At 61.8% G+C, this 23,708-nt stretch carries 20 protein-coding genes; 5 read left to right on the plus strand and 15 right to left on the minus strand.

What is annotated here, in order from left to right:
* Positions 1-12 precede the first annotated feature (12 nt).
* Positions 13-1,545 (minus strand): acyl-CoA carboxylase subunit beta, encoded by a 1,533-nt coding sequence (locus IV89_RS11920; protein WP_037943769.1) that lies wholly within the window; start codon positions 1,543-1,545, stop codon positions 13-15.
* Between the two features lie 178 nt (positions 1,546-1,723).
* On the opposite strand from IV89_RS11920, the gene IV89_RS11925 reads away from it, so the two are divergent.
* Both IV89_RS11925 and IV89_RS11930 read left to right on the plus strand, forming a co-directional pair.
* Positions 1,724-2,941, plus strand: coding sequence for a multidrug effflux MFS transporter (locus tag IV89_RS11925; protein ID WP_005852318.1), 1,218 nt, complete (start codon positions 1,724-1,726; stop codon positions 2,939-2,941).
* Positions 2,942-3,011: 70 nt separating this feature from the next.
* Complete coding sequence (locus tag IV89_RS11930) at positions 3,012-4,412, plus strand: helix-turn-helix transcriptional regulator (RefSeq protein ID WP_037943768.1); 1,401 nt, start codon at positions 3,012-3,014, stop codon at positions 4,410-4,412.
* Between the two features lie 4 nt (positions 4,413-4,416).
* On the opposite strand, the gene IV89_RS11935 is transcribed toward IV89_RS11930, so the two are convergent.
* The 8 genes from IV89_RS11935 to IV89_RS11970 all read right to left on the minus strand — a co-directional run bounded on the left by IV89_RS11935 (position 4,417) and on the right by IV89_RS11970 (position 13,621).
* Complete coding sequence (locus tag IV89_RS11935) at positions 4,417-5,103, minus strand: thermonuclease family protein (protein WP_051843939.1); 687 nt, start codon at positions 5,101-5,103, stop codon at positions 4,417-4,419.
* A gap of 102 nt (positions 5,104-5,205) precedes the next feature.
* Positions 5,206-6,864: a choline dehydrogenase gene (gene betA / locus IV89_RS11940; protein WP_037943767.1), complete on the minus strand. Its 1,659-nt coding sequence runs from the start codon at positions 6,862-6,864 to the stop codon at positions 5,206-5,208.
* 260 nt (positions 6,865-7,124) lie between these two features.
* Positions 7,125-8,576 (minus strand): betaine-aldehyde dehydrogenase, encoded by a 1,452-nt coding sequence (gene betB / locus IV89_RS11945; RefSeq protein WP_005852311.1) that lies wholly within the window; start codon positions 8,574-8,576, stop codon positions 7,125-7,127.
* A 57-nt stretch (positions 8,577-8,633) separates the two neighbouring features.
* On the minus strand, positions 8,634-9,818 hold the full coding sequence (locus tag IV89_RS11950) for a choline transporter (RefSeq protein ID WP_005852309.1): 1,185 nt from the start codon (positions 9,816-9,818) through the stop codon (positions 8,634-8,636).
* A gap of 63 nt (positions 9,819-9,881) precedes the next feature.
* Positions 9,882-11,390: a choline-sulfatase gene (betC, locus tag IV89_RS11955; protein ID WP_037943766.1), complete on the minus strand. Its 1,509-nt coding sequence runs from the start codon at positions 11,388-11,390 to the stop codon at positions 9,882-9,884.
* A complete protein-coding gene (gene betI, locus IV89_RS11960) occupies positions 11,387-11,962 on the minus strand; it encodes a transcriptional regulator BetI (RefSeq protein ID WP_037943764.1) in 576 nt (191 codons plus the stop codon). Before betI ends, betC begins: the two co-directional genes overlap by 4 nt.
* A 122-nt stretch (positions 11,963-12,084) precedes the next feature.
* A complete protein-coding gene (locus IV89_RS11965; RefSeq protein ID WP_005852306.1) occupies positions 12,085-12,987 on the minus strand; it encodes a DMT family transporter in 903 nt (300 codons plus the stop codon).
* A 37-nt stretch (positions 12,988-13,024) separates the two neighbouring features.
* Positions 13,025-13,621 carry a LysE/ArgO family amino acid transporter gene (locus IV89_RS11970; protein WP_037943761.1) on the minus strand — a complete coding sequence of 199 codons (597 nt, stop codon included), beginning with the start codon at positions 13,619-13,621 and terminating at the stop codon, positions 13,025-13,027.
* Between the two features lie 200 nt (positions 13,622-13,821).
* Here IV89_RS11970 and IV89_RS11975 point away from each other — a divergent pair, with 200 nt between their 5' ends.
* Positions 13,822-14,061: a hypothetical protein gene (locus tag IV89_RS11975; RefSeq protein ID WP_009826495.1), complete on the plus strand. Its 240-nt coding sequence runs from the start codon at positions 13,822-13,824 to the stop codon at positions 14,059-14,061.
* A gap of 143 nt (positions 14,062-14,204) precedes the next feature.
* Here IV89_RS11975 and IV89_RS11980 read toward each other — a convergent pair whose 3' ends face one another.
* Entirely contained in the window at positions 14,205-14,945 is a 741-nt protein-coding gene (locus tag IV89_RS11980; RefSeq protein ID WP_005852303.1) for a YebC/PmpR family DNA-binding transcriptional regulator, read from the minus strand.
* A 170-nt stretch (positions 14,946-15,115) separates the two neighbouring features.
* Here IV89_RS11980 and IV89_RS11985 point away from each other — a divergent pair, with 170 nt between their 5' ends.
* Positions 15,116-16,888 (plus strand): SLC13 family permease, encoded by a 1,773-nt coding sequence (locus IV89_RS11985; protein WP_037943760.1) that lies wholly within the window; start codon positions 15,116-15,118, stop codon positions 16,886-16,888.
* 79 nt (positions 16,889-16,967) lie between these two features.
* Here IV89_RS11985 and IV89_RS11990 read toward each other — a convergent pair whose 3' ends face one another.
* From IV89_RS11990 to mgtE, 4 genes are all read right to left on the minus strand, one after another.
* Entirely contained in the window at positions 16,968-18,740 is a 1,773-nt protein-coding gene (locus IV89_RS11990) for an SLC13 family permease (protein ID WP_009826493.1), read from the minus strand.
* Positions 18,741-18,891: 151 nt separating this feature from the next.
* The gene (locus IV89_RS11995; protein ID WP_009826492.1) at positions 18,892-19,704 is read right to left on the minus strand and encodes a TIGR00282 family metallophosphoesterase; all 813 of its coding nucleotides are present in this window, start codon (positions 19,702-19,704) and stop codon (positions 18,892-18,894) included.
* 77 nt (positions 19,705-19,781) lie between these two features.
* Complete coding sequence (locus tag IV89_RS12000; protein WP_037943759.1) at positions 19,782-20,342, minus strand: 5-formyltetrahydrofolate cyclo-ligase; 561 nt, start codon at positions 20,340-20,342, stop codon at positions 19,782-19,784.
* Positions 20,339-21,742, minus strand: a complete 1,404-nt coding sequence (gene mgtE / locus IV89_RS12005; protein ID WP_005852296.1) for a magnesium transporter — start codon at positions 21,740-21,742, stop codon at positions 20,339-20,341. Before mgtE ends, IV89_RS12000 begins: the two co-directional genes overlap by 4 nt.
* Before the next feature lie 117 nt (positions 21,743-21,859).
* Here mgtE and guaD point away from each other — a divergent pair, with 117 nt between their 5' ends.
* Positions 21,860-23,152 (plus strand): guanine deaminase, encoded by a 1,293-nt coding sequence (gene guaD / locus IV89_RS12010; RefSeq protein ID WP_037943757.1) that lies wholly within the window; start codon positions 21,860-21,862, stop codon positions 23,150-23,152.
* A gap of 81 nt (positions 23,153-23,233) precedes the next feature.
* Here guaD and IV89_RS12015 read toward each other — a convergent pair whose 3' ends face one another.
* Entirely contained in the window at positions 23,234-23,668 is a 435-nt protein-coding gene (locus tag IV89_RS12015) for a CAP domain-containing protein (protein ID WP_037943756.1), read from the minus strand.
* Positions 23,669-23,708: the final 40 nt, after the last annotated feature.

Here is a 23,708-nt window from a genome sequence, read left to right on the forward strand (position 1 = left end):
GATTAAACGACGTTAGAGCGGGATGTTGTTATGCTTTTTCCAAGGCATCGCGGCTTTCTTGTTGCGCAACGAGGCAAAGGCGCGGGCAATGCGCTTGCGCGTGGTACGCGGCTGGATCACCTCGTCGATAAAGCCACGCTCTGCCGCGACAAAGGGGTTCGCGAAACGCTCTTCGTAATCGGCGGTATGGCGTGCGATCTTTTCAGGGTCGTTCAGATCGGCACGGTGGATGATCTCTGTTGCGCCCTTGGCCCCCATCACGGCAATCTCGGCTGTGGGCCACGCGTAGTTGAAGTCGGACCGCAAGTGCTTGGACGCCATCACGTCATACGCGCCGCCATAGGCTTTGCGGGTGATGACCGTCACCATCGGCACCGTCGCTTCGCCATAGGCGAACAGCAGCTTGGCACCGTGTTTGATCACGCCGCCATATTCCTGCCCCGTACCGGGGAGGAAGCCGGGCACGTCCACCAGCGTCAGGATCGGAATTTCGAACGCATCGCAGAAGCGCACAAACCGCGCCGCCTTGCGCGAGCTGTCGATATCAAGGCAGCCCGCCAGCACCATCGGCTGGTTCGCGACCACACCCACGGTGCGCCCTTCGATACGGATAAAGCCGGTCAGGATGTTCTTGGCGAAGTCTTCCTGAATTTCGTAAAAGTCGCCTTCATCCGCGAGCTTGTGGATCAGCTCTTTCATGTCATAGGGCGTGTTGGCGTTGCTGGGCACCAATGTATCAAGCGACGCCTCGATCCGGTCGGGTTCGTCAAAGAACGGGCGCACAGGCGGCATGTCGCGGTTGTTGGCGGGCAGGAAATCGACCAGACGACGCACCTCGGCCAGTGCTTCGACGTCATTTTCAAACGCGCCATCCGCGACGGAGGATTTGCGCGTGTGCGTCGTCGCGCCGCCCAGTTCTTCTGCGGTGACCTGTTCGTTGGTCACGGTTTTGACCACGTCAGGGCCTGTCACGAACATATAGGACGTGTCTTTCACCATGAAGATAAAGTCGGTCATCGCAGGGGAATAGACCGCCCCGCCCGCACATGGCCCCATGATCACGCTGATCTGCGGGATCACACCGGAAGCTTCGATATTGCGCTGGAACACCTCGGCATAACCCGCGAGGCTGTCGACGCCTTCCTGAATACGCGCACCGCCGGAATCGTTGATCCCGATGACAGGCGCACCGTTCTGGATCGCCATATCCTGAATCTTGCAGATTTTCTGCGCGTGGGTCTGGGACAGCGATCCGCCAAAGACCGTGAAATCCTGACTGAAGACATAGACCAGACGGCCATTGATCGTGCCCCAACCGGTGACAACGCCGTCACCTGCGGGTTTTTGCTGCTCCATCCCGAAGTCGGTGCAGCGGTGGGTAACGAACATATCGAATTCTTCAAACGACCCATCATCAAGCAACAGGTCGATCCGCTCGCGGGCGGTCAGCTTGCCACGGGCGTGCTGCGCATCAATGCGCTTTTGCCCTCCGCCCAGTCGGGCGTCGTCGCGGCGGGTTTCAAGCTGTTCCAGAATATCTTTCATCACGCACCTCTATAAGATTTCCGCCACCGTAACGCCGCCCCCGCGCGAACCAAAGCGCATTTTTGCAAATTTGCAAAAACTATACACCCTTCTGTTTGCTAATTGAAAACTTGCAAATCGTTCGGTTACCGTATGGTTCTGGATAGACAAGATGCAACCGCAGGCATACTGATATGCAATGATCAAGGATAACCCCGTCCGTTTTCTGGATAAAACATCCCCCCCGCATATTTCCACGCTGATCCTTCTGTCGGGGATCGGGGCGCTGGCGATGAATATGTTCTTGCCAAGCCTTCCCGCTATGGCTGAATATTTCGACGCCGATTACGCTGTGATGCAACTTTCCGTGCCGCTTTATCTGCTGTGTAGCGCGGTATTGCAGGTGCTGATCGGCCCGATTTCGGATAATCTGGGCCGCCGGAATGTGCTACTGTGGGGGCTGGCGATATATATGGTCGCGACGGTGGGCTGTATCTACGCCCCCACGACGGCCGTGTTCCTTGCATTCCGCTGCGTGCAGGCCATCGTCGCCGTCTCGATGGTGCTGAGCCGTGCAGTGGTGCGCGATATGTTCGCCCAAGATAAAGCCGCCTCGATGATCGGCTATGTCACGATGGGCATGGCGCTGGTGCCCATGATCTCCCCCGCTGTGGGCGGGTTGCTGGAACAATCCTTCGGCTGGCAGGCGACCTTCTGGGCGATGTTCTGGATCGGGGCGCTGGTACTGGCGATCACATGGTTCGACCTTGGCGAGACCCACGTCGCGTCAGGGCGCACGCTGACTCAGCAATTCGCCGAATACCCCGAGCTGCTCGGCTCTCCGCGGTTCTGGGGGTACTCGATGGCGGCGGCCTGCTGCTCGGGTGCGTTCTTTGCCTACCTTGGCGGCGCGCCCTTTGTGGGCAGCGTCGTTTTCGGCATGGAACCGGCCGAGCTTGGCATCTATTTCGGCGCGCCCGCCGTGGGCTATTTCCTTGGCAACTTTATCACGGCCCGCAAGGCGACCGTGGTCGGCGTCAACACGCTGGTGCTTTGGGGCTGTCTGGCCAATGCGATTGGCGGGTCGGTGTCGATGATGATCTTCCTGCTGGGCTATGGATCGCCGCTGTCGTTCTTCGGGATGATGACGCTGGTGGGCCTTGGCAACGGGCTGTGCATCCCCAACGCCACCGCGGGCCTGTTGTCTGTGCGCCCGCATCTGGCGGGCACAGCATCCGGGCTTGGCGGCGCGATCATGATTGGCGGTGGTGCGGGGCTGAGTATTTTGGCCGGTGCCCTGCTGAGCGAAGAAACCGGAGCCTATCCGCTGCTCTGGATCATGCTGGCTACCGCCGTCGCGGGCGTCGCGTCGATCTTGGTCGTGATCCGCCGTGAACGGGCGCTTGGCATCGCCTGACGGGCCTTGCCGCCGTTAGTTTGCAAAGATACGGTTTGCAGAACCGATCACTTTGCAAAGGTCCATCCCGATGGCGATCCAAAAGCTATACGCTGGCGCAAAACTGCGCGAGCTGCGCACCAATCTAGCTCATACCCAGAAAGAATTCGCCGCGCGGCTTGGCGTATCCCTCCCGTACCTTAACCAGATGGAGAATAATAACCGACCCGTCAGCACCACGGTCGTCTTGGCACTGGCGTCTGAATTCGGGATGGACGTCACCGAACTGTCGAGCGGGGACAGTGAACGGTTGGTCAGCGACATGCGCGAAGTCCTGTCTGATCCGGTGTTCGAGGGCGATGTGCTGCCATTGGCCGATGTGCAGCTTGCGGCCTCCAACGCGCCGGGATTGGCGCGGGCGTTCATCAAGCTGCACCAAAGCCACCGCCAGACCCAGGAACGGCTGGCCTATCTGGACGAAGCCTTGGGCCGCGAAGATGCCCGCCCCTCCCCCAGCCCGTGGGAAGAGGTGCGCGACTTCTTCCATTATTGCGACAATTATCTGGATGCCGTGGACCGCGCCGCCGAGTATTTCGCCCGCGACACCGGCACCGGCCAAAGCCTGCGCGAAACCACACTAGAGGCGCTGTCCAGCGCAGGCATCACCGTCGCCTTCGACGAGACAGATGCCCTGCGCCGCTATGATCCGGCCAGCGGCGTATTGCACGTCTCGGCCCGCGCCTCGCAGGCCACACAGACGTTCCAGATGCTGCTGCAGGTTGCCCTTGTGCGCCAGAACGACCTGCTTGAGGCAACCTTGGATTTCGCGCGTTTCAACAGCCCTGCGGCCCGTGACATCGCGAAGATGGGGCTGGCGAACTACTTTGCCGGGGCCGCGCTGATGCCCTACGCTCGGTTTCTGGAGCGCGCCCAAAGCTGCCGCCACGACCTCGAGGTGCTGGCCTCTGATTTCGGGGCGTCGATCGAACAGGTCGCGCATCGGCTGTCGACGCTGCAACGCCCCGGGTCAAAGGGGATTCCGTTCTTCTTTGTCCGTGTGGATCAGGCAGGCACGATCACCAAACGCCATTCGGCCACCCGTCTGCAATTCGCGCGGTTTGGCGGAGCCTGCCCCCTGTGGAACGTGCACAGCGCCTTTGAAACGCCGGGCCGCTTCCTGCGCCAGCTGGCCGAAACGCCAGACGGGGTACGCTATATCTCGCTGGCGCGGGACATCTCGAAGCCGGCGGGGCGGTTTGGCGCGCCGGTGCGGCGCTATGCGATTTCGCTGGGGTGCGAGGTGCGCCATGCGCCCGCGCTCGTCTATGCAGACGGGATGGACACCACCCGCGCCTCAGCGTTTGAACCCATCGGCATATCTTGCCGTATCTGCGAGCGTAAACATTGCCACCAGCGGTCTGTGCCGCCGCTGGAACGCCAGCTGGTGGTGGACCCGAACCTGCGCGACGTGCTGCCCTATCAGGTGGATTGACCGCTTACCGCTTGGCCGCCCTCCATCCGGCGGCACGCGCCTGCGCCGCGCTGCAGAACCAGCGCTCGCCCTTGTCGGTGCGGATCACGGTGCGGTCATAGTCGTGCTGTCCGGGCACGTGAAAGATCCGCGTGCCCTTGCTGCTGACATTGCCCTTGATCACACAGCCCCCCGGCCCCGATGACGCAACGCGCTTTGGCGCTGCTTTTGAGGCTTTGCGATAGGCATCAGGGCGCTGCGTTTCATAGGCATGCACCCCGCGTCCCGCCCGCTTGGCCGCCGCTTCACGCGCGACATAGGCGCGGCTGTAGCGCGCGTAGGAAAAGGCCAGCCCCGCCGCGACCAAAGCTTCCCCCATATCCTGCCCCAAGGCGGCACAACGCGCGACAATCCGGCCATAGCGGTCGGTATCCACCCGCTGGCAGTCAGCCCGCTGGCCGTCATATGTGGCGCGCACCTGCGCCGTCACCCAAGCGCCGCAGTTCAACACGCGCCCATCCGAGGCACGGCAAGGCTGGTCACCTTCCACCGCATCGATGCCGAAAAGCCGGATCCGCGTCTCACCCAATGCGATCGTATCGCCGTCGATCACCCGGATCTCGCCCGTCAGGCGCGGTTCGACCGCCGCAGCGGGTTGCGTGAAAACGACGACCAGCGCCGCGGCGAAACATGAATGAAGGATGGTTTTCATATCCCGTTGATTGGGGCGTTTCCACGCCTCAATCAACCAGAGATATTAACTAAGGTTAACTTTCGTTAACACTTGTGGCCTCTCGACCAAGGGGGCAGTCCCTTAGCGCTGCGCGGTTTCCCAGTCGGGGTGAATCCAGGGCGCGTCATTCGCCGCCGCCAATGGATCAAGCCCCAGCACATGGTCCGAGATTTTCTCGCCCACCATGATCGACGGGGCGTTCAGGTTGCCATTGGTGATCCGCGGGAAGATCGAGCTGTCGGCGACGCGCAGCCCCTCTACCCCGATCACACGGCCCTGCGGATCGACCACCGCCTGCGGGTCGTCGGCGCGGCCCATGCGGCAGGTGCCACAGGGGTGATAGGCGCTTTCGGCATGTTCGCGGATGAAGGCATCAAGTTCCTCGTCGCTTTGAACATCGGCCCCCGGCTGGATCTCGTGTTTGACGAAGGGTTTGAAGGCGTCCTGCGCAAAGATCTCCCGGGTGAGGCGAATACAGGTGCGGAATTCCTCCCAATCCTTGTCTTGCGACATGTAGTTGAAAAAGATCTTCGGCGCGTCGGCCGGATTGCCCGAGGCCAGCGTGACAGACCCGCGCGAGGTCGACCGCATCGGCCCCACATGCGCCTGAAACCCGTGGCCTTCAGCGGCGGCCTGCCCGTCATAGCGCACGGCAATCGGCAGGAAGTGATACTGGATATCGGGATATTTAATCCCCGCCTTCGACCGGATGAAGGCCGCGCTTTCAAACTGGTTCGACGCGCCCATGCCGGTTTTCGTAAACAGCCACTGCGCGCCGATCACGGCCTTGGAAAAGATGTTCCAGTGCTTGTACAGCGTGATTGGCTGGCTGGCGGCCATCTGGATATACAGTTCAAGGTGGTCTTGCAGGTTCTGGCCCACACCGGGGCGGTCGGCGATCACCTCGATACCATGCTCTGCCAGATGGGCCGCAGGGCCGATGCCCGACAACATCAGCAGCTTGGGCGAGTTGATGGAGGACGCCGCGACGATCACCTCGCCGCTGGCACGCAGCACCTCGGTCTTGCCACCGCGCAGCACCTCGACCCCGACAGCGCGACCGTCTTCGATCACGATCCGCTGCGCCAAGGCGCGGACGAGTTCGACGTTGCCGGTCTTTTGCGCGGGCCGCAGATAGGCGTTGGCCGCGGACCAGCGACGGCCCTTCCAGACCGTCTGCTCCATCGGGCCGAAGCCTTCCTGTTTCTCGCCGTTATAATCGTCGGTCGCCTCATAGCCCGCTTGTTTGCCCGCCTCGACAAAGGCTTCGAACAAGGGGTTTTCACGGGGGCCACGGCTGACATGCAGCGGACCATCGGTGCCGCGCCAGTCGGGGTCGCCCCCGTGGCCGCCATCGTGCCAGCTTTCCATGCGTTTGAAATAGGGCAGCACATCGGCATAGCCCCAGCCGTCGGCCCCCTGCTCTTCCCAGTGGTCATAGTCCATCGCGTGCCCGCGCACATAGACCATCCCGTTGATCGACGACGATCCGCCGATCACCTTGCCACGCGGGGTGGCCAGACGACGGTTGTTCAAATGCGGTTCGGGTTCGGACTGGAACCCCCAGTCGTAGGTTTTCATGTTCATCGGATAGGACAACGCCGCCGGCATCTGGATGAACGGGCCCGCATCGCTGCCACCATGTTCGATCACCATCACCTTGCGCCCTGCCGTGGCCAGGCGGTACGCCATCGCGCAGCCCGCGCTGCCTGCCCCTACGATAATAAATTCAGCTTCCATCCTATCGCCTTCCTTCCGTGAGTCTTGCGCGGATCAAGGAGGCCGCAGGCCCCGCGCCCCCGGCGCGGCGTGTCCTTGACGCGCGCAAGACTCGCATCCCAACATTGTCGAGGTGACTTGAGGATCAGACCGATCCCTCAAGCACCTCTCAGCATATTCCCGCACGTCGTGCCCAAGCCCCCTTTGTTGCCGAAGGAAAGCTTGGGCCGGATGCGCGCCCATCTATCGCATGCGCGTCAGCGCAGCATTGGATCAGCGCCCTAGAAAGGCGCTTCCATATCGCCCATGCGCACATAGACGGTTTTCAGCTGGCTATAGTGATCAATCGCCGCCTTGGAGTTCTCGCGCCCCACGCCCGAATTTTTCATGCCTCCAAAGGGGGCCTCTACCGGGGCGTCGTTATAGGTGTTGATATAGCAGGTGCCCGCCTCGAACCCTGCCGCGACGCGGTGCGCGCGCGACAGGTCTTTGGTGAACACACCGGCGGCCAGACCGAATTCGGTCGCATTGGCGCGGGCCATCACCTCTGCCTCGGTCTCGAAATCCAGCACCGACATGACCGGCCCGAAAATCTCTTCGCGGGCGATGGACATGTCGTCGGTCACATCGGCAAAGACGGTGGGCTGCATGTAAAATCCGTCGCGGTCGATTGCTGCCCCGCCATAGACCAGACGCGCGCCTTCGGCCTTGCCCTTTTCGACATAGCCAAGCGCGATCTCCATCTGACGTTTTGACACCATCGGGCCAAAGCTGGTGTCAGGGTCCATCGGGTCGCCGATCACGGCGGTGTCCAGACGTTCGGCCAAGCGTTTCAGGAACGCCTCTTTGATGTCGCGGTGCACGAAGACGCGGGTGCCGTTTGAACAGATCTGGCCCGAGCTGTAGAAATTGCCCAAGATCGCGCCGCTGATGGCGTTTTCGATATCGGCGTCCTCGAACACGATCATGGGGGACTTGCCGCCCAGTTCCATCGTGACATGTTTGATGCCTTCCGCGGCCGCGGCATAGACCTTGCGGCCTGTGGGCACAGAACCGGTGAGCGAGACTTTGTCGACGCGCGGGTCGGTCACAAGGGACGCCCCCACTTCGCCCATGCCCTGCACAACGTTGTAAAGACCAGCGGGCAGCCCTGCCTCTACCAGAATTTCCGCGACTTTCAGCGCGCAAAGCGGCGTCGTCTCGGACGGTTTGAAGATGATCGAGTTCCCACAGGCCAGCGCCGGTGCGCCTTTCCAGCAGGCGATCTGCGTCGGATAGTTCCATGCGCCGATGCCGACACATACACCCAGCGGTTCGCGGCGGGTATAGACCCAGTCTTCGCCCAGCTGGATATGCTCCCCCGTCAACGAGGCCGCCAGACCGCCGAAATATTCCAGCGCATCCGCACCGCTGGTCGCATCCGCAACCGAGGTTTCCTGATAGGGTTTGCCGGTGTCATACGTCTCGAGGATCGACAGATCGTGATTGCGTTCGCGCATGATGTCGGCGGCGCGGCGCAGGATACGGCCCCGTTCGGTGCCGGTCATCGCGGCCCAAGCAGCCTGCGCGTCCCGCGCGGCGGTGATGGCTTTCTCGACGATTTCCGGCGTGGCGGCATAGACGGTCGCGATGACCTCGCCCGTGGCCGGATAGATCACCTCGATCGGGGTGCCGTTGGTATCTTCGACATATTCGCCGTTGATGAAATGGCTGGCGATGGGTTGCGTTTGCATAGGTCTCTCTTTTCGGTTGGGCCCCGCCCGTATGGCGGGGCCGCTTAGGTTTAAGGGTTATTCGGCCGGGATATTGGCGTTGCCATCCAGCCCGTGCAGGTGACGGCGTTTGACAAAGAACATATAGCCAAGCGCCAGCAGGTAGATGCCGATCACGATGGTCCCGACCCACTGGATCTGCAGCCATTGGCTTTGGAACAGCAGGGTCAGCACAAACAGGCCGATGGCGTTGGCCAGCACGTAAGACACGGTGCCAAAGCGTTCGGTCGTGAAGTTGAGGTTGTCGGTATAAAGCCGGATCAGACTGTCGAAAGAGTTGATCACGAACACGATACCCACGATGGTCATGGCCCAATTCGGGAAGCCCGCGGTGCCGATGCCGTTCAGGTGGTAGTAATACAGCACCGAGAACCACAACCCCAAGGGGATCGACGGGAATACCAGCAAGGACGCCAGCAGTTGCCATGTCTTCAGCCCGCCGACAAAGCGGCTGACGAACTGCCCGATCATGATCGACCAGGCGAACCACCAGAACAGGTAGAATTCGTGGTAATCCGTCAGCGGGATGATGAACTTGTGGATATTCGCGAAATAGCCGCCAAGGTTGCTGGCGCTAGAGGCAAATTCGCCCAATCCCATGCCGGCATTCAGCCACATGTAAGCGATCAACGCCAGAAACAGCAGGGTCGAGCTGACCGACAGCACACGCACGAACTTCAGATCGGTGGAGCTGAAGGCCGCAATCAGGATCACGAGGAAGCAGATCAGGTAGAAGACCGGCAGGATCGTCTCTCCGTCGCCGACCTCGGCGATGTAATAGGGCATATAGATCAGGAACAACGCACCGGTGAAGGCGCAGGTGGTGATGATCACGATGTTGTTCAGCAGTTTGATCGCGGGGATTTCAAAGAACTTCACCCGCGGCTCGATGGCGCAGAAATAGAAGGTCGTCAGGAAGTAGAACGTCCAGATCAGAAAGCCCCAGAAGCCGAATTCAAGCGCCAGCGGGTTGGTGAACCCATAGGCCGGCTCGGTCGCCGTATCCGCATAAAGCGGGAAGTCGAAGGCCAGCGGGAACATGATCAGCCCCACATCCAGCCCCGACGTGAAGAGGATCGCGATAAAGGTGAACAGCGGCACCGGCGTCACGCCGGTCAGCGGCAGGTTCCACCACTTGATCGTACAGAAAATTGTTAAGCCCAAAGCCAGTATGACCCCGAACGAAATGATGGTCGTTAACATTGTGTCCCTCCGTGTTGGGGGTGCATTATTGGTTTGGTTGCCCGCACCCCTTGGGCAGTCGTTCTATTCGCCGCGCGGAAAACGTTTATTCTCTTCCAGCACGTTCAGATCCATGTGGTTGCGCATGTATTGCTCTGACGCATTGCGCAGCGGCTGGTGATCCCACGGATAGTACCCGCCCTTGCGCAGCGCCTCGTAGACGACCCAGCGGCGGGCCTGGCTTTTGCGCACATCGGCATCGAAGGCGGCCAGATCCCAACGGGCGTCGGCCTTGGCCGACAGGGTCAGCCGCGTGCCCTGATGGGCAGGTTCTTCGGCAAGGTTGGTCAGCTCGTGCGGATCGGTTTCCAGATCGAACAGTTGGTCAGGATCAAGGGCGCAGCGGTTGAACTTCCACTTGCCGTAACGCAGTGACACCATCGGCGCGTAAGACGCCTCTGCCGCGTATTCCATCGCAACGGGTTCGGTGCGTTCCACCCCCTGCCCCATGGGCACCAGCGATTGCCCCGTGGTCCATTCCATCACCTCGTCCATGGACACGCCTGCCAGATCACAGACGGTGGGGCACACGTCGATATTGCTGACCGGCGTGGTCTGCAAACCGGGTGCCATCTGCGGGGCGGCGATCATCATCGGGACGCGGGACGACCCTTCAAAAAAGCTCATCTTGAACCAGAGCCCCCGCTCGCCCAGCATATCGCCGTGGTCCGAGCAGAAGACGATGATCGCCTCTTGGCGCGTGTCTTCTAGCGTTTGCAGGATCTCACCGATCTTGTCGTCAAGATAGCTGATGTTGGCAAAGTAAGCCTGACGCGAACGTTTGATGTCGCGTTCGGTGATGTCGAAACTGCGCCAATCGTTCGCGTCAAAGATACGTTTCGAATGGTTGTCCTGATTTTCATACCCCAGATCCGGCACCTCGGGCAGCAGGTGGTCGCAATCGTTATACAGATCCCAGTATTTCTTGCGTGCGACATAGGGGTCATGGGGGTGCGTAAAGCTGGCGGTCAGACACCACGGGCGCGGATCCAGACCGCGTGACAGGTCGTAAATCTTGCGCGTCGCCTCATAGGCCACGGCGTCGTCATATTCCATCTGGTTGCTGGTTTCCGCCACACCTGCGCCGGTCACCGACCCCATATTGTGATACCACCAGTCAATGCGTTCCCCCGGCTTGCGGTAGTCCGGCGTCCAGCCGAAATCGGCGGGGTAGATATCGGTGGTCAGGCGTTCCTCGAACCCGTGCAGCTGATCGGGGCCGACGAAATGCATCTTGCCCGACAGGCAGGTCTGATAGCCCGCACGCCGCAGATGGTGGGCGTAGGTGGGCACGCTTGACGCGAACTCTGCCGCGTTGTCATAGACGCCCGTAGCCGACGGAAGTTGCCCCGACATGAACGCCGCCCGCCCCGGCGCGCACAGCGGGCTGGCGGTATAGGCGTTCTTGAACCGCGTCGACCGCGCCGCCAGCTTTTTGAGGTTCGGGGCATGCAGCCAGTCAGCTGGGCCGTCGGGAAACAGCGTGCCGTTCAACTGGTCGACCATCAGGATCAGAATATTGGGCTGGGTCATTCTTTGGTCTCCACAAGCATATGAAGCACCGACAAGGCGCGGTCACTGGCGGCGCGGGCGCTGCCCTCGTCCGACAAGGCGGCGCGCAGGTAAAGCCCGTCGATCAGGGCGGCCAGCGTATCGGCATCCCCTGCCGGATCATCCGAGATCGGGCGCAGCGCATAGGTCAGGTTCGACCGCAGCCGCTTTTGATACACCACCAGCAAACGGTAGGTTTCGGTATTGGTCCGCGAGGAGGCATAGAGCGTCATCCAGGCGCTGACCGTTGCCGGATCGAAATAGCTTTCGTCAAAGCTCGCGCGGATGATCGCCTCGGCCCGTCCCAGCGGAGATTTGTTCAGACGCAGCTCGCGGCGGACCTCGGCGCTGTATTCCGTCAGGATATAGCGCATGGCCGCCAGAAAGATCTGGTCCTTGCCACCAAAATAGTGATGCGCCAGCGCCGAGGACATCCCCGCGCGGCGCGCGATCTGGCCGACCGTCACATCCAGTGACTGGGCAGCACCGATTTCGGCAATCGTCGCTTTGACCAAGGCGTCGCGGCGAATAGGCTCCATTCCGACTTTGGGCATAAAGAATCCTTAGTGGTTTGATAGCGTCTGGCCATCAAACCTACGTTCATTGACTGACAAGTCAATAAAAACCTGAGAGCGGATCAACTCAGGGTTTAGTCATTTTCCAGCCGGCGGTGTTGCTAGAATTTCGTCGCCGGCGTGGCGGGGGTGATCTGGCGTTTCAGCATCGCCTCGCGCCATGTGATAAAGGTCACCGACCCAAGGATCACCGCCCCGCCAAGAACGACCCAGATATCAATGGGTTCAGCAAAAACGACAGCACCTAGCGCCGTGGCCCAAACCAGTTGCAGGAAGGTCACCGGCTGGGTCACCGTCAGCGGTGCCGCGGCAAAGGCAAGCGTCATGGTGTAGTGGCCTGCGGTTGCAAAACAGGCGACAGCGGCGAGGATTCCGATCTCCTCCCACGTGGGTGTGATCCAGTTGGCAAGCGCGAAGGGGGCCAGAAACAGCGTCACGAACAGCGACATCATCGCGACGACGACCGACGGGCGCACCTCATCCGCAAGCACTTTGGCCAGCAAATAGGCCCCGCCAAACACCACCGCCGCGATCAGCATCGCGAAATGCCCGCCGGTCAGCTCTCGAAACCCCGGTCGCAGGATGATCGCGGCCCCGACCAGCCCCAGCACGACCGCAATGATCCGGCGCAGGGCCAAGCTCTCGCCCAGAAACAGCGCGGCCCCGATGGTGACATAGATCGGCGCAAGATAGTTCATCGCTGTCACCTCGGCGATAGAGATACGGGTCATGGCGTAGAACCACAGGATAACGCCCACCCCATGCAGCCCGCCGCGTACCGAGAAAAGCGCCCATTGGCGGCGCGACAGCTTCGCCTCGCGCAGCGCGCCAATCGCGGGCAGCAGGAACACCAAGCCAAAGCCATAACGGATAAAAGCAGCTTCGGAGGACGGCAGGCGCGGGCCCATATGTTTGACCAAGGCGGTCACGCAAATGAAACACAGGCCGGTCACGACCATCCAGAAGATACCGGTGACGGGGCGTTGGGGATGTGCAGTTGTCATGGGCGCAACATTCCCCAACCCTTCCCCAAGGGCAAGGTCACATCAGCAGAAGTTTCAAAGCAATCGCCCACATGGTCAGCGCAATCACACCATCCAGAATTTGCCAGCTGCGCGGCTTGCTGAAGAACGGCCCCAACAGGCGCGCGCCATAGCCCAGGCTGAAAAAGAAAACAAAGCTCGCCGTGACCGCACCTGCCCCGAAGGCAAGGCGGCTTTCATATTGCGCGGCGATGGACCCCAGCAGCACGACGGTATCTAGATAGACATGCGGGTTCAGCCAGGTCAGCGCGAGCAGGGTCAGGATCGTGCGGCGCAGGCTGGTTTGCGCGGCCCCGTCAGCGGCCAGCGCATGGCCACCCTGCCAAGCCGATCGCGCGTTCTGGAAACCGTACCAGATCAGGAACGCCGCCCCGCCGTAGCGCATCAGTGTTTCGAACCACGGCACCGCCGTTGCCAGCGCACCGAACCCCGCCACCCCTGCGGCGATCAGCACGGCATCCGACAAGGCGCAGGTCAGGCAGACCCAAAAGACATGCTGCAACCGCAAGCCTTGGCGCAAGACAAAGGCGTTCTGCGCCCCGATAGCCAGAATCAAGGTCAGGCCCAAAGCAAAGCCGGGAAAGAAGGCGGTCATATGTCAAAAGCTCCGTCGGGAATCTGGGCCGGTCTCGGGCAAGATGCACCGCCGGACCCCACCCAAAAATAAATTTTCATCCCCTGCAACCCCAACTTTATTGTTGCGGCCGCGAAACATTTGCGTGATTGGGCCCGTTACTACTAGCGAACCACAGATACAGCGCCTATCTGACCCGCATACAACCAAGGAATAATGTCATGTTCGACGACAAACAGAAGCTGGAAATCAGCCAAGATGAATTGGCGCTTATCGAAGCAGCCCTGCACACACAGTCCAAGATCCTGAGCGTTCAGGCAAGCGCAGGCGGATCAAAGGCCTTGGGGCACCTGAACGAGGTCAAACGCGTCCTCGCCTCTATCTCGCAGCAGCGCGTGCGCGACACCACGACCAAACCGGCCTGGGGTGGTCTTTTTCGCATGGCGCGCCTTTTGGGATAAATTCGGCCCCAAACGCTGACACAAAAAAACCGCCCCGCAGCTAAGCCAGGGGCGGTTTTTTTGTGTCTCGCGGAGGTGTGACACACCCGCCCCCGCCAAAGCAAAGCCCCGCCGCGACATGGGTCGCTGGCGGGGCGTAAACTCTACAGCTGCTCCATCACCTCGTCAGAGGCTTCGAAGTTCGCGGTGACCCGCTGCACGTCGTCGTCGTCTTCCAGGGCGTCGATCAGCTTCATCAGCTTTTCCATCCCTTCCAGATCCATTTCGGTCGTGGTGGTCGGACGCCAGACCAGCTTGGTGCTGTCGGATTCGCCCAACTCGGCCTCCAGCGCGGTGCTGACATCGTTCAGGTCGGTATCCATGCACCAGATCACATGCCCGTCGTCCGAGCTTTCGACGTCTTCCGCACCGGCTTCGATAGCGGCCATCATGACGGTGTCGGCATCGCCAACGCTGGCGGGATAGGTGATTTCGCCCTTACGGTCGAACATGAAGCCGACGCTGCCTGTCTCGCCCAGATTGCCACCGTTCTTGGTGAAGGTGGACCGCACGGTCGACGCGGTGCGGTTGCGGTTGTCGGTCATCGCCTCGACGATGACGGCAACACCATTGGGGCCGTAGCCTTCATAGCGGATTTCTTCGTAATCCTCGCCCTCGCCGCCGACGGCTTTCTTGATCGCGCGTTCGATGTTGTCCTTGGGCATGGACTGACCCTTGGCCTCTTTCACCGCCAGACGCAGACGCGGGTTCTTGTCCGGATCGGGTTCGCCCATCTTCGCCGCGATGGTGATTTCTTTGGAGAGCTTGGAAAACACCTTGGCGCGCAGTTTGTCCTGACGGCCCTTACGGTGCTGGATATTTGCCCATTTTGAGTGACCTGCCATGGTGACCTCACATGCTAAAATTCTCGGTTGGCTCTCTATACGGCAGCCCACGCGCCTGAACAAGTCACCGCGCACGACCGCGCACGCGGGCGGTATGGCCGGGTTTGGGGCAGACAGGCGCGCGGGCGGCTGCTAGGGCTTTGGTCGCAGTTCACGCAAGGTACGCCCACATGACCACCGATCAAATCATCCTGTTCACCCTGTTTGCCGCCGTGTTTGGCATGCTCTTGTGGGGGCGGTTCCGCTATGACCTTGTCGCCTTTGCCGCGCTGATGGTTGCCGTGGTCCTGGGTGTGGTCGACAGCAAGGATGCCTTTGCGGGCTTTGGTCACCCTGCGACGCTGGTGGTCGCGCTAGTGCTGATCGTATCGGCGGGGCTGACGCGGTCTGGCGCGGTGTTGCTGATCACCCGCACGCTAGTCGATGCCTCGCGTAGCCTTGGCGGGCATATCACGCTGATGGGGGTCATCGGCGGGGTGCTGTCAGCCTTCATGAACAACGTCGCGGCCCTCGCGCTGCTGATGCCGGTCGACATCCAGACCGCCCGTAAAGCGGGTCGATCCCCGGGGTTGAGCCTGATGCCGCTGAGCTTTGCCACGATCCTTGGCGGCATGGCGACGCTGATCGGGACGCCGCCCAATATCATCATCGCCTCGATCCGACAGGAATCCCTTGGCGAACCGTTTCGCATGTTCGATTTCGCCCCTGTGGGCGGGATTGCAGCGGCGGCGGGGCTGGCCTTTGTGGCGCTGATCGGCTGGCGTTTTATCCCGCAGCGCGAGAACAACGTGCTGGGCCCCGAAGACCTGTCCCCCTATCTGGCAGAGCTGACAATTCCCGAAGGCAATGCCCAGATCGGTAAACGTCTGGCAGAGCTTCAGGACGCTGCCGAGAAGGCCGATGTCGCCATGCTGGGGGTGATCCGGGACGGCAAGCGCCGCTACGGCCAATCCCGCAACCTGCCCCTGCGCGCAGGCGACGCGCTGGTGCTTGAGGCGACGCCCGATGCGCTGGACGAATTCCGCAGCACGCTGGACCTGCATGTCGCCGACGCCGACCGCGAAGACCGCCTGCGCGCCGATGGCGAAGGGGTCGAGATCATCGAGGTCGTGGTCACCAGCGATTCCCGACTGAACGGCCGGTCGGCTCAGGCGGTCGGCCTGTCGTGGCGGCAGCGCTCCGTGCTGCTGGGGGTATCGCGGCGCGGCAAACGCATCACCTCGCAATTGCGTAAGACCGAGCTGCAGGTGGGGGATATTCTGCTGCTGCTCGTGCCCCGCGATACCGCGTCCCATGTGGTCGAATGGCTGGGCGTGCTGCCCCTTGCTGACCGCGGGTTGGCGGTGACCGAAAACCACAAGGTCTGGCTGGCCATCGGCCTGTTTGGCGGCGCGGTCACGGCGGCGAGCTTTGGGTTGATCTACCTGCCCGTCGCCCTGGGGCTGGTCGTCATCGCCTATGTGCTGGCGCGGATCGTCCCGCTGTCGGAGCTGTACACCCATATCGAATGGCCGGTCGTCGTCTTGCTGGGGTCTATGATCCCGCTGGGGGCAGCGCTCGAAAGCTCTGGCGGGACGGAGCTGATTGCCGGCGCGCTTGTCGGATTGACCCAAGGGCTGCCCGCATGGGTGGTGCTGACGGTGCTGATGCTGGTCACCATGACCCTGTCGGATGTGCTGAATAACACCGCCACCACCATCGTCGCCGCCCCCGTGGGCATCCAGATGGCGGCAAGCCTTGATGTCTCTCCCGACCCGTTCCTGATGGCGGTCGCCGTCGCCGCATCAAGCGCATTCCTGACGCCCATCGGGCATAAGAACAACACGCTGATCCTTGGTCCCGGGGGCTATAGCTTTGGCGATTACTGGCGCATGGGGCTGCCGCTTGAGATCATCGTCGTCGCGGTATCCATTCCGGCTATTCTGGTCTTCTGGCCGCTTTAGAGGCAGAGCCAAGGAAAGGAGCCGGGGGCCAGCCCCCGGACCCCCGGGATTTTTGCCATTTGGAAGCGCGGGGTCGGCGCTACCAGAAGAGCGGGATCATCATGGAGACGAGCAGCGACATCGACAGGTTGAGCGGAATGCCGATGCGCATGAAGTCGGTGAAACGGTAGCCGCCCGGCCCATAGACCAGCGTGTTGGTCTGGTAGCCGATGGGGGTGGCAAAGGCGCAAGACGCCGCGATCATCACCGCCACGACCAAGGGGCGCGGGTCCATGCCAAGTGCGGACCCGAGGCTGATGGCAATCGGTGTCATGATCACGGCCACCGCGTTGTTCGACACGATCTCGGTCAGGGTTGTCGTCAGCAGGAACACCGCGAAGATCACATAGAAGGGCGACAGCGTCCCGAGGAAGGGTGCGATATTGTCGACGATCAGGCTGATCGCGCCGGAATTTTGCAACCCTGCCCCGACCGCAAGCATCGAGAAGATCAGCGCCAGCAGACGGCCATCGACAAAGCTGAAGGCCTCTTCCGCGTCGATACAGCCCGTGACCAGGACCAACGCCACGGCCAGCACCGCCAGCAGCAAGATCGGCGCGACATTCAGCGCGGCCAAGACCACGATCCCCACCAGCGCCGCGATGGCGATCGGGGCGTGCCCCCGCCGGAAGGCCCGTGCCGACGGCTGCGAGACGTCGACCATATCCATATCCGAGGCAAGGCGCTGGATATCCTCCATCGCGCCTTCTAGCAGCAGCGTGTCACCGACCTTGACGATGAGGTCGTCAAGCTGGCGACCGATGTTCTGGTTCCGCCGGTGTACCGCCAAAGGGTACACCCCATAGCGCCGGCGCAGACGCAGCGCGCCGAGGGTGCGGCCCACCATCTTGCAGCCCGGCGTGATCAGCACCTCTACGGTCGAGGTTTCCACCGCCGAGACCTGATCGACGCGCTTGAGCTCTTTATTGGCCTGAAGGCTGAGCAGTTCCGTCATCTGGGTGCGTAGCACCACACGGTCGCCGACCCGCAGTTCGACACTGGCCAGATCGCGGCGCAACGATTGATCGCCGCGCACCACGTCGATCAGCCGCACGCCTTCGCGTTTGAACAGTTGCACGTCAAGCACCTCGCGCCCGATCAGGTTGGAGTCGGGCGGGATCACGGCTTCGGTGAAGAACTTCATCTTGGAGCGGTCCGACAGCATATTCGCCATACTGTCGCGCGCGGGCAGCAGTTTGGGCGCGAAGACGGCCATATAGATCAGGCCCCAGGCGCAGACGACCAGACCGATGGGCAGGATTTCGAAAATGCCAAACGGCTCCAGCCCTTGCGACCGTGCGACACCGTCCACCAGAAGGTTGGTCGAGGTCCCGATCAGCGTCAGGGAGCCGCCCATGATCGCCGCATAGCTCAGCGGGATCAGCAGTTTGGAGGCTTTGGTGCCAAGCGTCTGGCTGAGCTGCACCACGACCGGAATCATCACCACCACCACGGGCGTGTTGTTCATCACCGCCGAGGCCGCCATGACGGCCACGATCACGCCCACCACCGCCGTTTTCGGATGCGTCTTGGCATAGCGTTCGGCCATGCGCGTCAGCACATCCAGCGCGCCCGTGCGCACCAGCGCGCCCATCACGATGAACATCGCGGCAATGGTCCAGGGGGCAGAGTTCTGCAGCACCGCCTGCGCATCGTCATAGGGCAAGATGCCAAGCGCCAGCATGATGGCCGCCCCTGACAGGGCCACGACCTCGGTCGGGAGGGATTCGCGCAGGAACATGACGAACATGATCACAACGACGGTCAATGCCAGGATGGCAGAGGTGCTATCCGACAGGTTTAGAAAGTCCATTCAGGTATATCCGGCCTTGGGCAGATGAAAATCAGACTGCAGTGTCGTTGATTGCAACGTCCACGGCAAGCGTCGCCTTGGGGCAAGCGTCAGATGCGCCTGCCCTGCGCTATTCCGGATACGGGTCTAGAGCGAGCCAGCCGCAACGCGGTCAGGGCGCGCTTTGCTGCAGCTTGCCGCCCTGACGCACGGGCACGATACGGGTCGCTTTGCCGGTGCGGTCGTCGGTTTCGATATAGACGCCGGATAGGGTCGCTTCTTCGTTGGCGGGGGTGAAGCGGTCTTTGGGCATACCGGTGATGAAGCGGCGCAAAGGCTCTGTTTTCTCCATGCCGATCACCGAATGGTAATCGCCGCTCATGCCTGCATCTGTCAGATAGGCCGTCCCGCCCGGCAGGATCATCGCGTCAGACGTGGGCACATGGGTATGCGTGCCCACAACAAGGCTGGCGCGACCATCACACCAATGCCCCATCGCCATCTTTTCCGAAGTCGCCTCGCAGTGCATATCGACAATCACCGCCGATGCCATGCCGCCCAGAGGGTGGGTCTTGAGCACAGGCTCAAGCGCCGAGAACGGATCGTCAAAGGGGCGTTTCATGAAGACCTGACCAAGCGCTTGGGTGACCAGCACCTTGCGCCCGTTCTTGGCGGTGAACAGACGCGCGCCCTTGCCCGGTGCGTTTTTCGAAAAATTCAGCGGCCGGATGACACGTGGCTCCTGCTCGATAAAGCTCAGCATGTCTTTTTGGTCAAAGGCGTGGTCGCCCAGGGTCAGACAATCGGCCCCTGCGTCCAGCAGCGTTTTGGCGTGGCTGCCAGACAGCCCCATGCCAGAGGTGGCGTTTTCACCGTTCACCACCACAAAATCCAGCTTCCATTCCGTCCGCAAACGGGGAAGGTTTTCGCTTATTGCGCGGCGGCCCGCGCGGCCCATGACATCGCCGAGAAAGAGTATTTTCATGCCCCAAGCGTTAGGCTGCGCAGCGCCCGAGGGCAAGGGGCGGAGCTGCGGTTTTTGCGCGCGGGGTGCGGGCGCGCCTAGGCGATCTCGATCACGCCCGTCTCTGTCACGATCAGATCAAGGGGCTGGTCGGTGGGTTCAAGTGGCAGATCGTCAACCTCTTGCCCGGCAAAGGCAAAACCGATCGCCAAGGTCGCTCGCCGCGCACGCAACTGTTCCAGCGTGCGGTCATAAAACCCGCCGCCATACCCCAGACGCCCACCAGCGCGGTTGAACGCCAGCAGGGGTACGATCACGATTTCAGGGTCAAAGAAATCCTCGACTGCGGGGATCTGAGCGCCAAAGGCACCGTCCACCAACGGGGTATCCGGGGTCCAGCGCGAAAACCGCAAAGGCTGCGCTGCGCCCATGATCACCGGCACGCCCACGGGGCCATGGGCCGCCGCCTCGGCCATGGCGGGGCGCGGGTCAATCTCTGTGCGTATGGGTAGAAAACCGGACAGCGGGACGCCGCGATACCCCGCGAGCACTTCGCTCAGATAGCCGGCTTGCGCGGCGTTGGCACCATCAAACAGCGGCTTGCGCCGGGCAAAGGCCGCCTTGCGCGCTGCCGCCTTGACCGCCGCCATATCCATCACAGCAAGACCGCCGCCGCCAGCCCCAGAAAGGCGAAGAAGCCTACGACATCCGTCACCGTCGTCACAAAAGCACCAGAGGCAAGAGCCGGATCCACGCCGAAACGTTCCAGCAGGATCGGGATGCCCGTCCCCGCAAGCCCTGCCACGACCATATTGATCACCATCGCCGTCGCGATCACATAGCCAAGCGCGGGTGACCCGAACCACAGGATGCCGACGATCCCCATGATGATCGCGAAAATCAGGCCATTCACCAGCCCCACAAGACATTCACGCCGGATCACGCGCCAGACGTTCGATCCGGTCAAATCCCGGGTCGCGATGGCGCGCACGGCCACGGTCAGACTTTGCGTCCCGGCATTACCCCCCATTGAGGCCACGATGGGCATCAACACCGCCAACGCAACGATCTGCGCGATCGCTGCCTCGAACTGCGAAATCACCATAGAGGCCGCGATGGCCGTCACCAGGTTCACCGCCAGCCAGGGCAACCGCTGCTTGGTCGTCTCGATCACACGGTCAGACAGCGACCCTTCGCCAACACCGGCCAGACGCAGGATGTCTTCTTCGTGTTCCTCGTCCAGCACCGACATGGCGTCATCAATGGTGATCACCCCGATCAAACGCCCCTCGTCATCGACAACGGGCGCGGAGATCAGGTGATACTGGTTGAACGCATAGGCGACATCGCCCTCGTCGCGCAGAGCGGGAATGACCTGAAACGTATCCTCCAAAATGTCGCGCATGGGGGTGGCGCGTTTGGACCGCATCAGCTTGCCAAGGGTGACATTGCCCACAGGGTGCAACCGCGGATCGACCATGACAATGTGATAGAACTGGTCCGGCAGGTCTTCCTCGGGCGTGGCGCGCAGGTGATCAATCGCCTCGCCCACGGTCCAGTGTTCGGGGGCCATCACGACTTCGCGCTGCATCAAACGACCAGCAGAATATTCGGGATAGGTCAGCGCCTGTTCGACAGCGACCCGGTCGGCATCTTCCAGAGCACCCAGAATGGTCTCGGCCTGCGCATCCTCAAGGTCTTCGATCAGATCGACAACATCATCGCTGTCCATGTCGCGCACGGCGTCCGACAGCACCTCGGGCGTCAGGATCGCAACGACTTCCTCGCGGATCGATTCGTCGAGCTCCGACAGAATCTCGCCATCGAACTCGCGGTCATACAGCCGGATCAGCTTGGTCCGTTCAAAGGCGCTGATCTGTTCCAGAAGGTCGGCGATGTCGGCCGCGTGCAGCGGCTCCATCAGCTCTGTCAGCTTGGCGGCGTCATCGATTTCCACCGCATAGAGAATGGACGCCACGGCCTTCTTGTTCAGCCGATATGCCTCGCCTTCATCCTCGGCGTCGGGGGAGAGTTCAAGTTCCTGTGCGTCGTCAACCATGGCTGCCCCCACTTGCGATTTTGCGCAGACCATAAGCGTGCCACAGCGCGGATACAATGGCGCGGAACCCTGCGCTATCGGATTGTCGGCACGGCGGGCTGCGGTTAGACAGGCGGCATGAAAACACAAACACTCCTCCTCGGCCAAACGCTCCGGTTTACGGGCAATCCCCTCTCTGACCCGTGGGAGGAGACGGTTCATATCGACAGCGACAGTGGCGTGCTGATTGAAGGCGCGCAGATCAAGGCCGTGGGCCGCGCCGACGACCTGCGCAAGGCGCACCCGCAGGCGACGGTGCAGGACTATGGCGACCGGCTGATCTGCCCGGGGTTTGTGGATGCCCATGTGCATTATCCGCAGACCGCCATCATCGCGAGCTGGGGTAAACGGCTGATCGACTGGCTCAACAGCTATACCTTCCCCGAGGAAATGCGCCTGTCAGACCCCGCCTATGCCCGCGACATCGCCGGGCGCTATCTGGATCTGACGCTGGCCAACGGCACGACCACTGTCTGCTCTTTCGCCACCATCGCCCCCACCAGCGTCGACGCGATATTCGACGCGGCAGCAGAGCGTGGTCAGCGGATCGTGGCGGGCAAGACCTGCATGGACCGCAACGCCCCCGACGGGCTGCGCGATACGGCGCAATCGGCCTATGACGACAGCAAGATGCTGATCGACCGCTGGCACGGCAAAGGCCGCGCCAGCTATGCGATTACGCCCCGTTTCACCCCGACCTCGACGCCGGAACAACTCGCGGCCCTGGGTGCGCTCTGGACGGAGCGTCCCGACTGCCTGATGCAGACGCACCTGAGCGAACAGATCGACGAGATTGCTTGGGTCCAAGACCTTGTGCCCCACGCCCGCGATTATCTGGACACCTACGAGGAACACGGGCTGGTGCGCGATCGCGCCGTCTTTGGCCATGCCATCCACCTGACCCCGCGCGAGATCGACCGCCTTGCGGACAGCGGCGCATCGGTGGTGCATTGTCCTACCTCGAACACCTTCATCGGATCGGGACTGTTCGACATGGCGCATATCGCCGCGCGCCAGATTCCGATTGGCTTGGCCACGGACACCGGCGGCGGATCGTCCTTCTCGATGCTGCGCACAATGGCTGCGGCCTATGAGATCGGCCAGTTGCGCGGCACCCCCACCCATGCGGCGCAGTTGATGTGGCTTGCCACCGCCGGCTCTGCCCGCAGCCTGCATCTGCACGAAAAGATCGGCACACTCGCCGAAGGCTTCGAGGCCGACATCACCGTGCTCGACCTCGCCTCCACCCCCGCGATCAAGCAGCGCAGCGACAATGCGCACAGCATATGGGATCAGCTTTTCGCCACAATCATGATGGGCGACGACCGCGCCATCAGCGACGTCTGGGTCAACGGGGTGCGCCGAGGCTGACGCCAGCCTCCTTCATTTTGCCTTTAAACTCCCCGCGGCGCGTCCCGCAGGCGCGCCTTGCGAGACGGCTTCGGGCCCATCCTAACAGGGTGCGGCCAGAACCATTGCCCAAATCCGGTCCGGCCCCTGAAACAGGCCAAAACCCGTGGCATTCCGGCTCATCATATTGCGGTAATGCGGCGCCGATTGCGCCCATCCCCGCATGACCTGCGTCAGATCCCCCTGCCCCTTGGCAAGATTCTCGGCCACATAGCACCAGCGATAGCCCTGCGCCCGCACCCGATCGCCGACACCAGCCCCATCGCGCCCCGTGTGCGCGAAATATCCGTGCCGCGCCATATCCAGCGCATGTGCCCGTGCGGCGGCCTCTAGCCGTGGTGCATAGGACAGCGGGGCCACCCCCTGCTGCGCGCGCATGGCATTCAACATCTGAACCGCCTGTGGGTCGGCGCGCAAAGGCGATATCGCGGCAATCATCAGAGCCACGGCCAAAGCCAGCTTTCGCAGAATATTCATACCGTCAACTCCCCCCGCTTTCGCGCTACCCGCGCCTCTA

Source organism: Sulfitobacter sp. CB2047 (genome assembly GCF_000735125.2).
GTDB classification, from domain to species: domain Bacteria; phylum Pseudomonadota; class Alphaproteobacteria; order Rhodobacterales; family Rhodobacteraceae; genus Sulfitobacter; species Sulfitobacter pontiacus.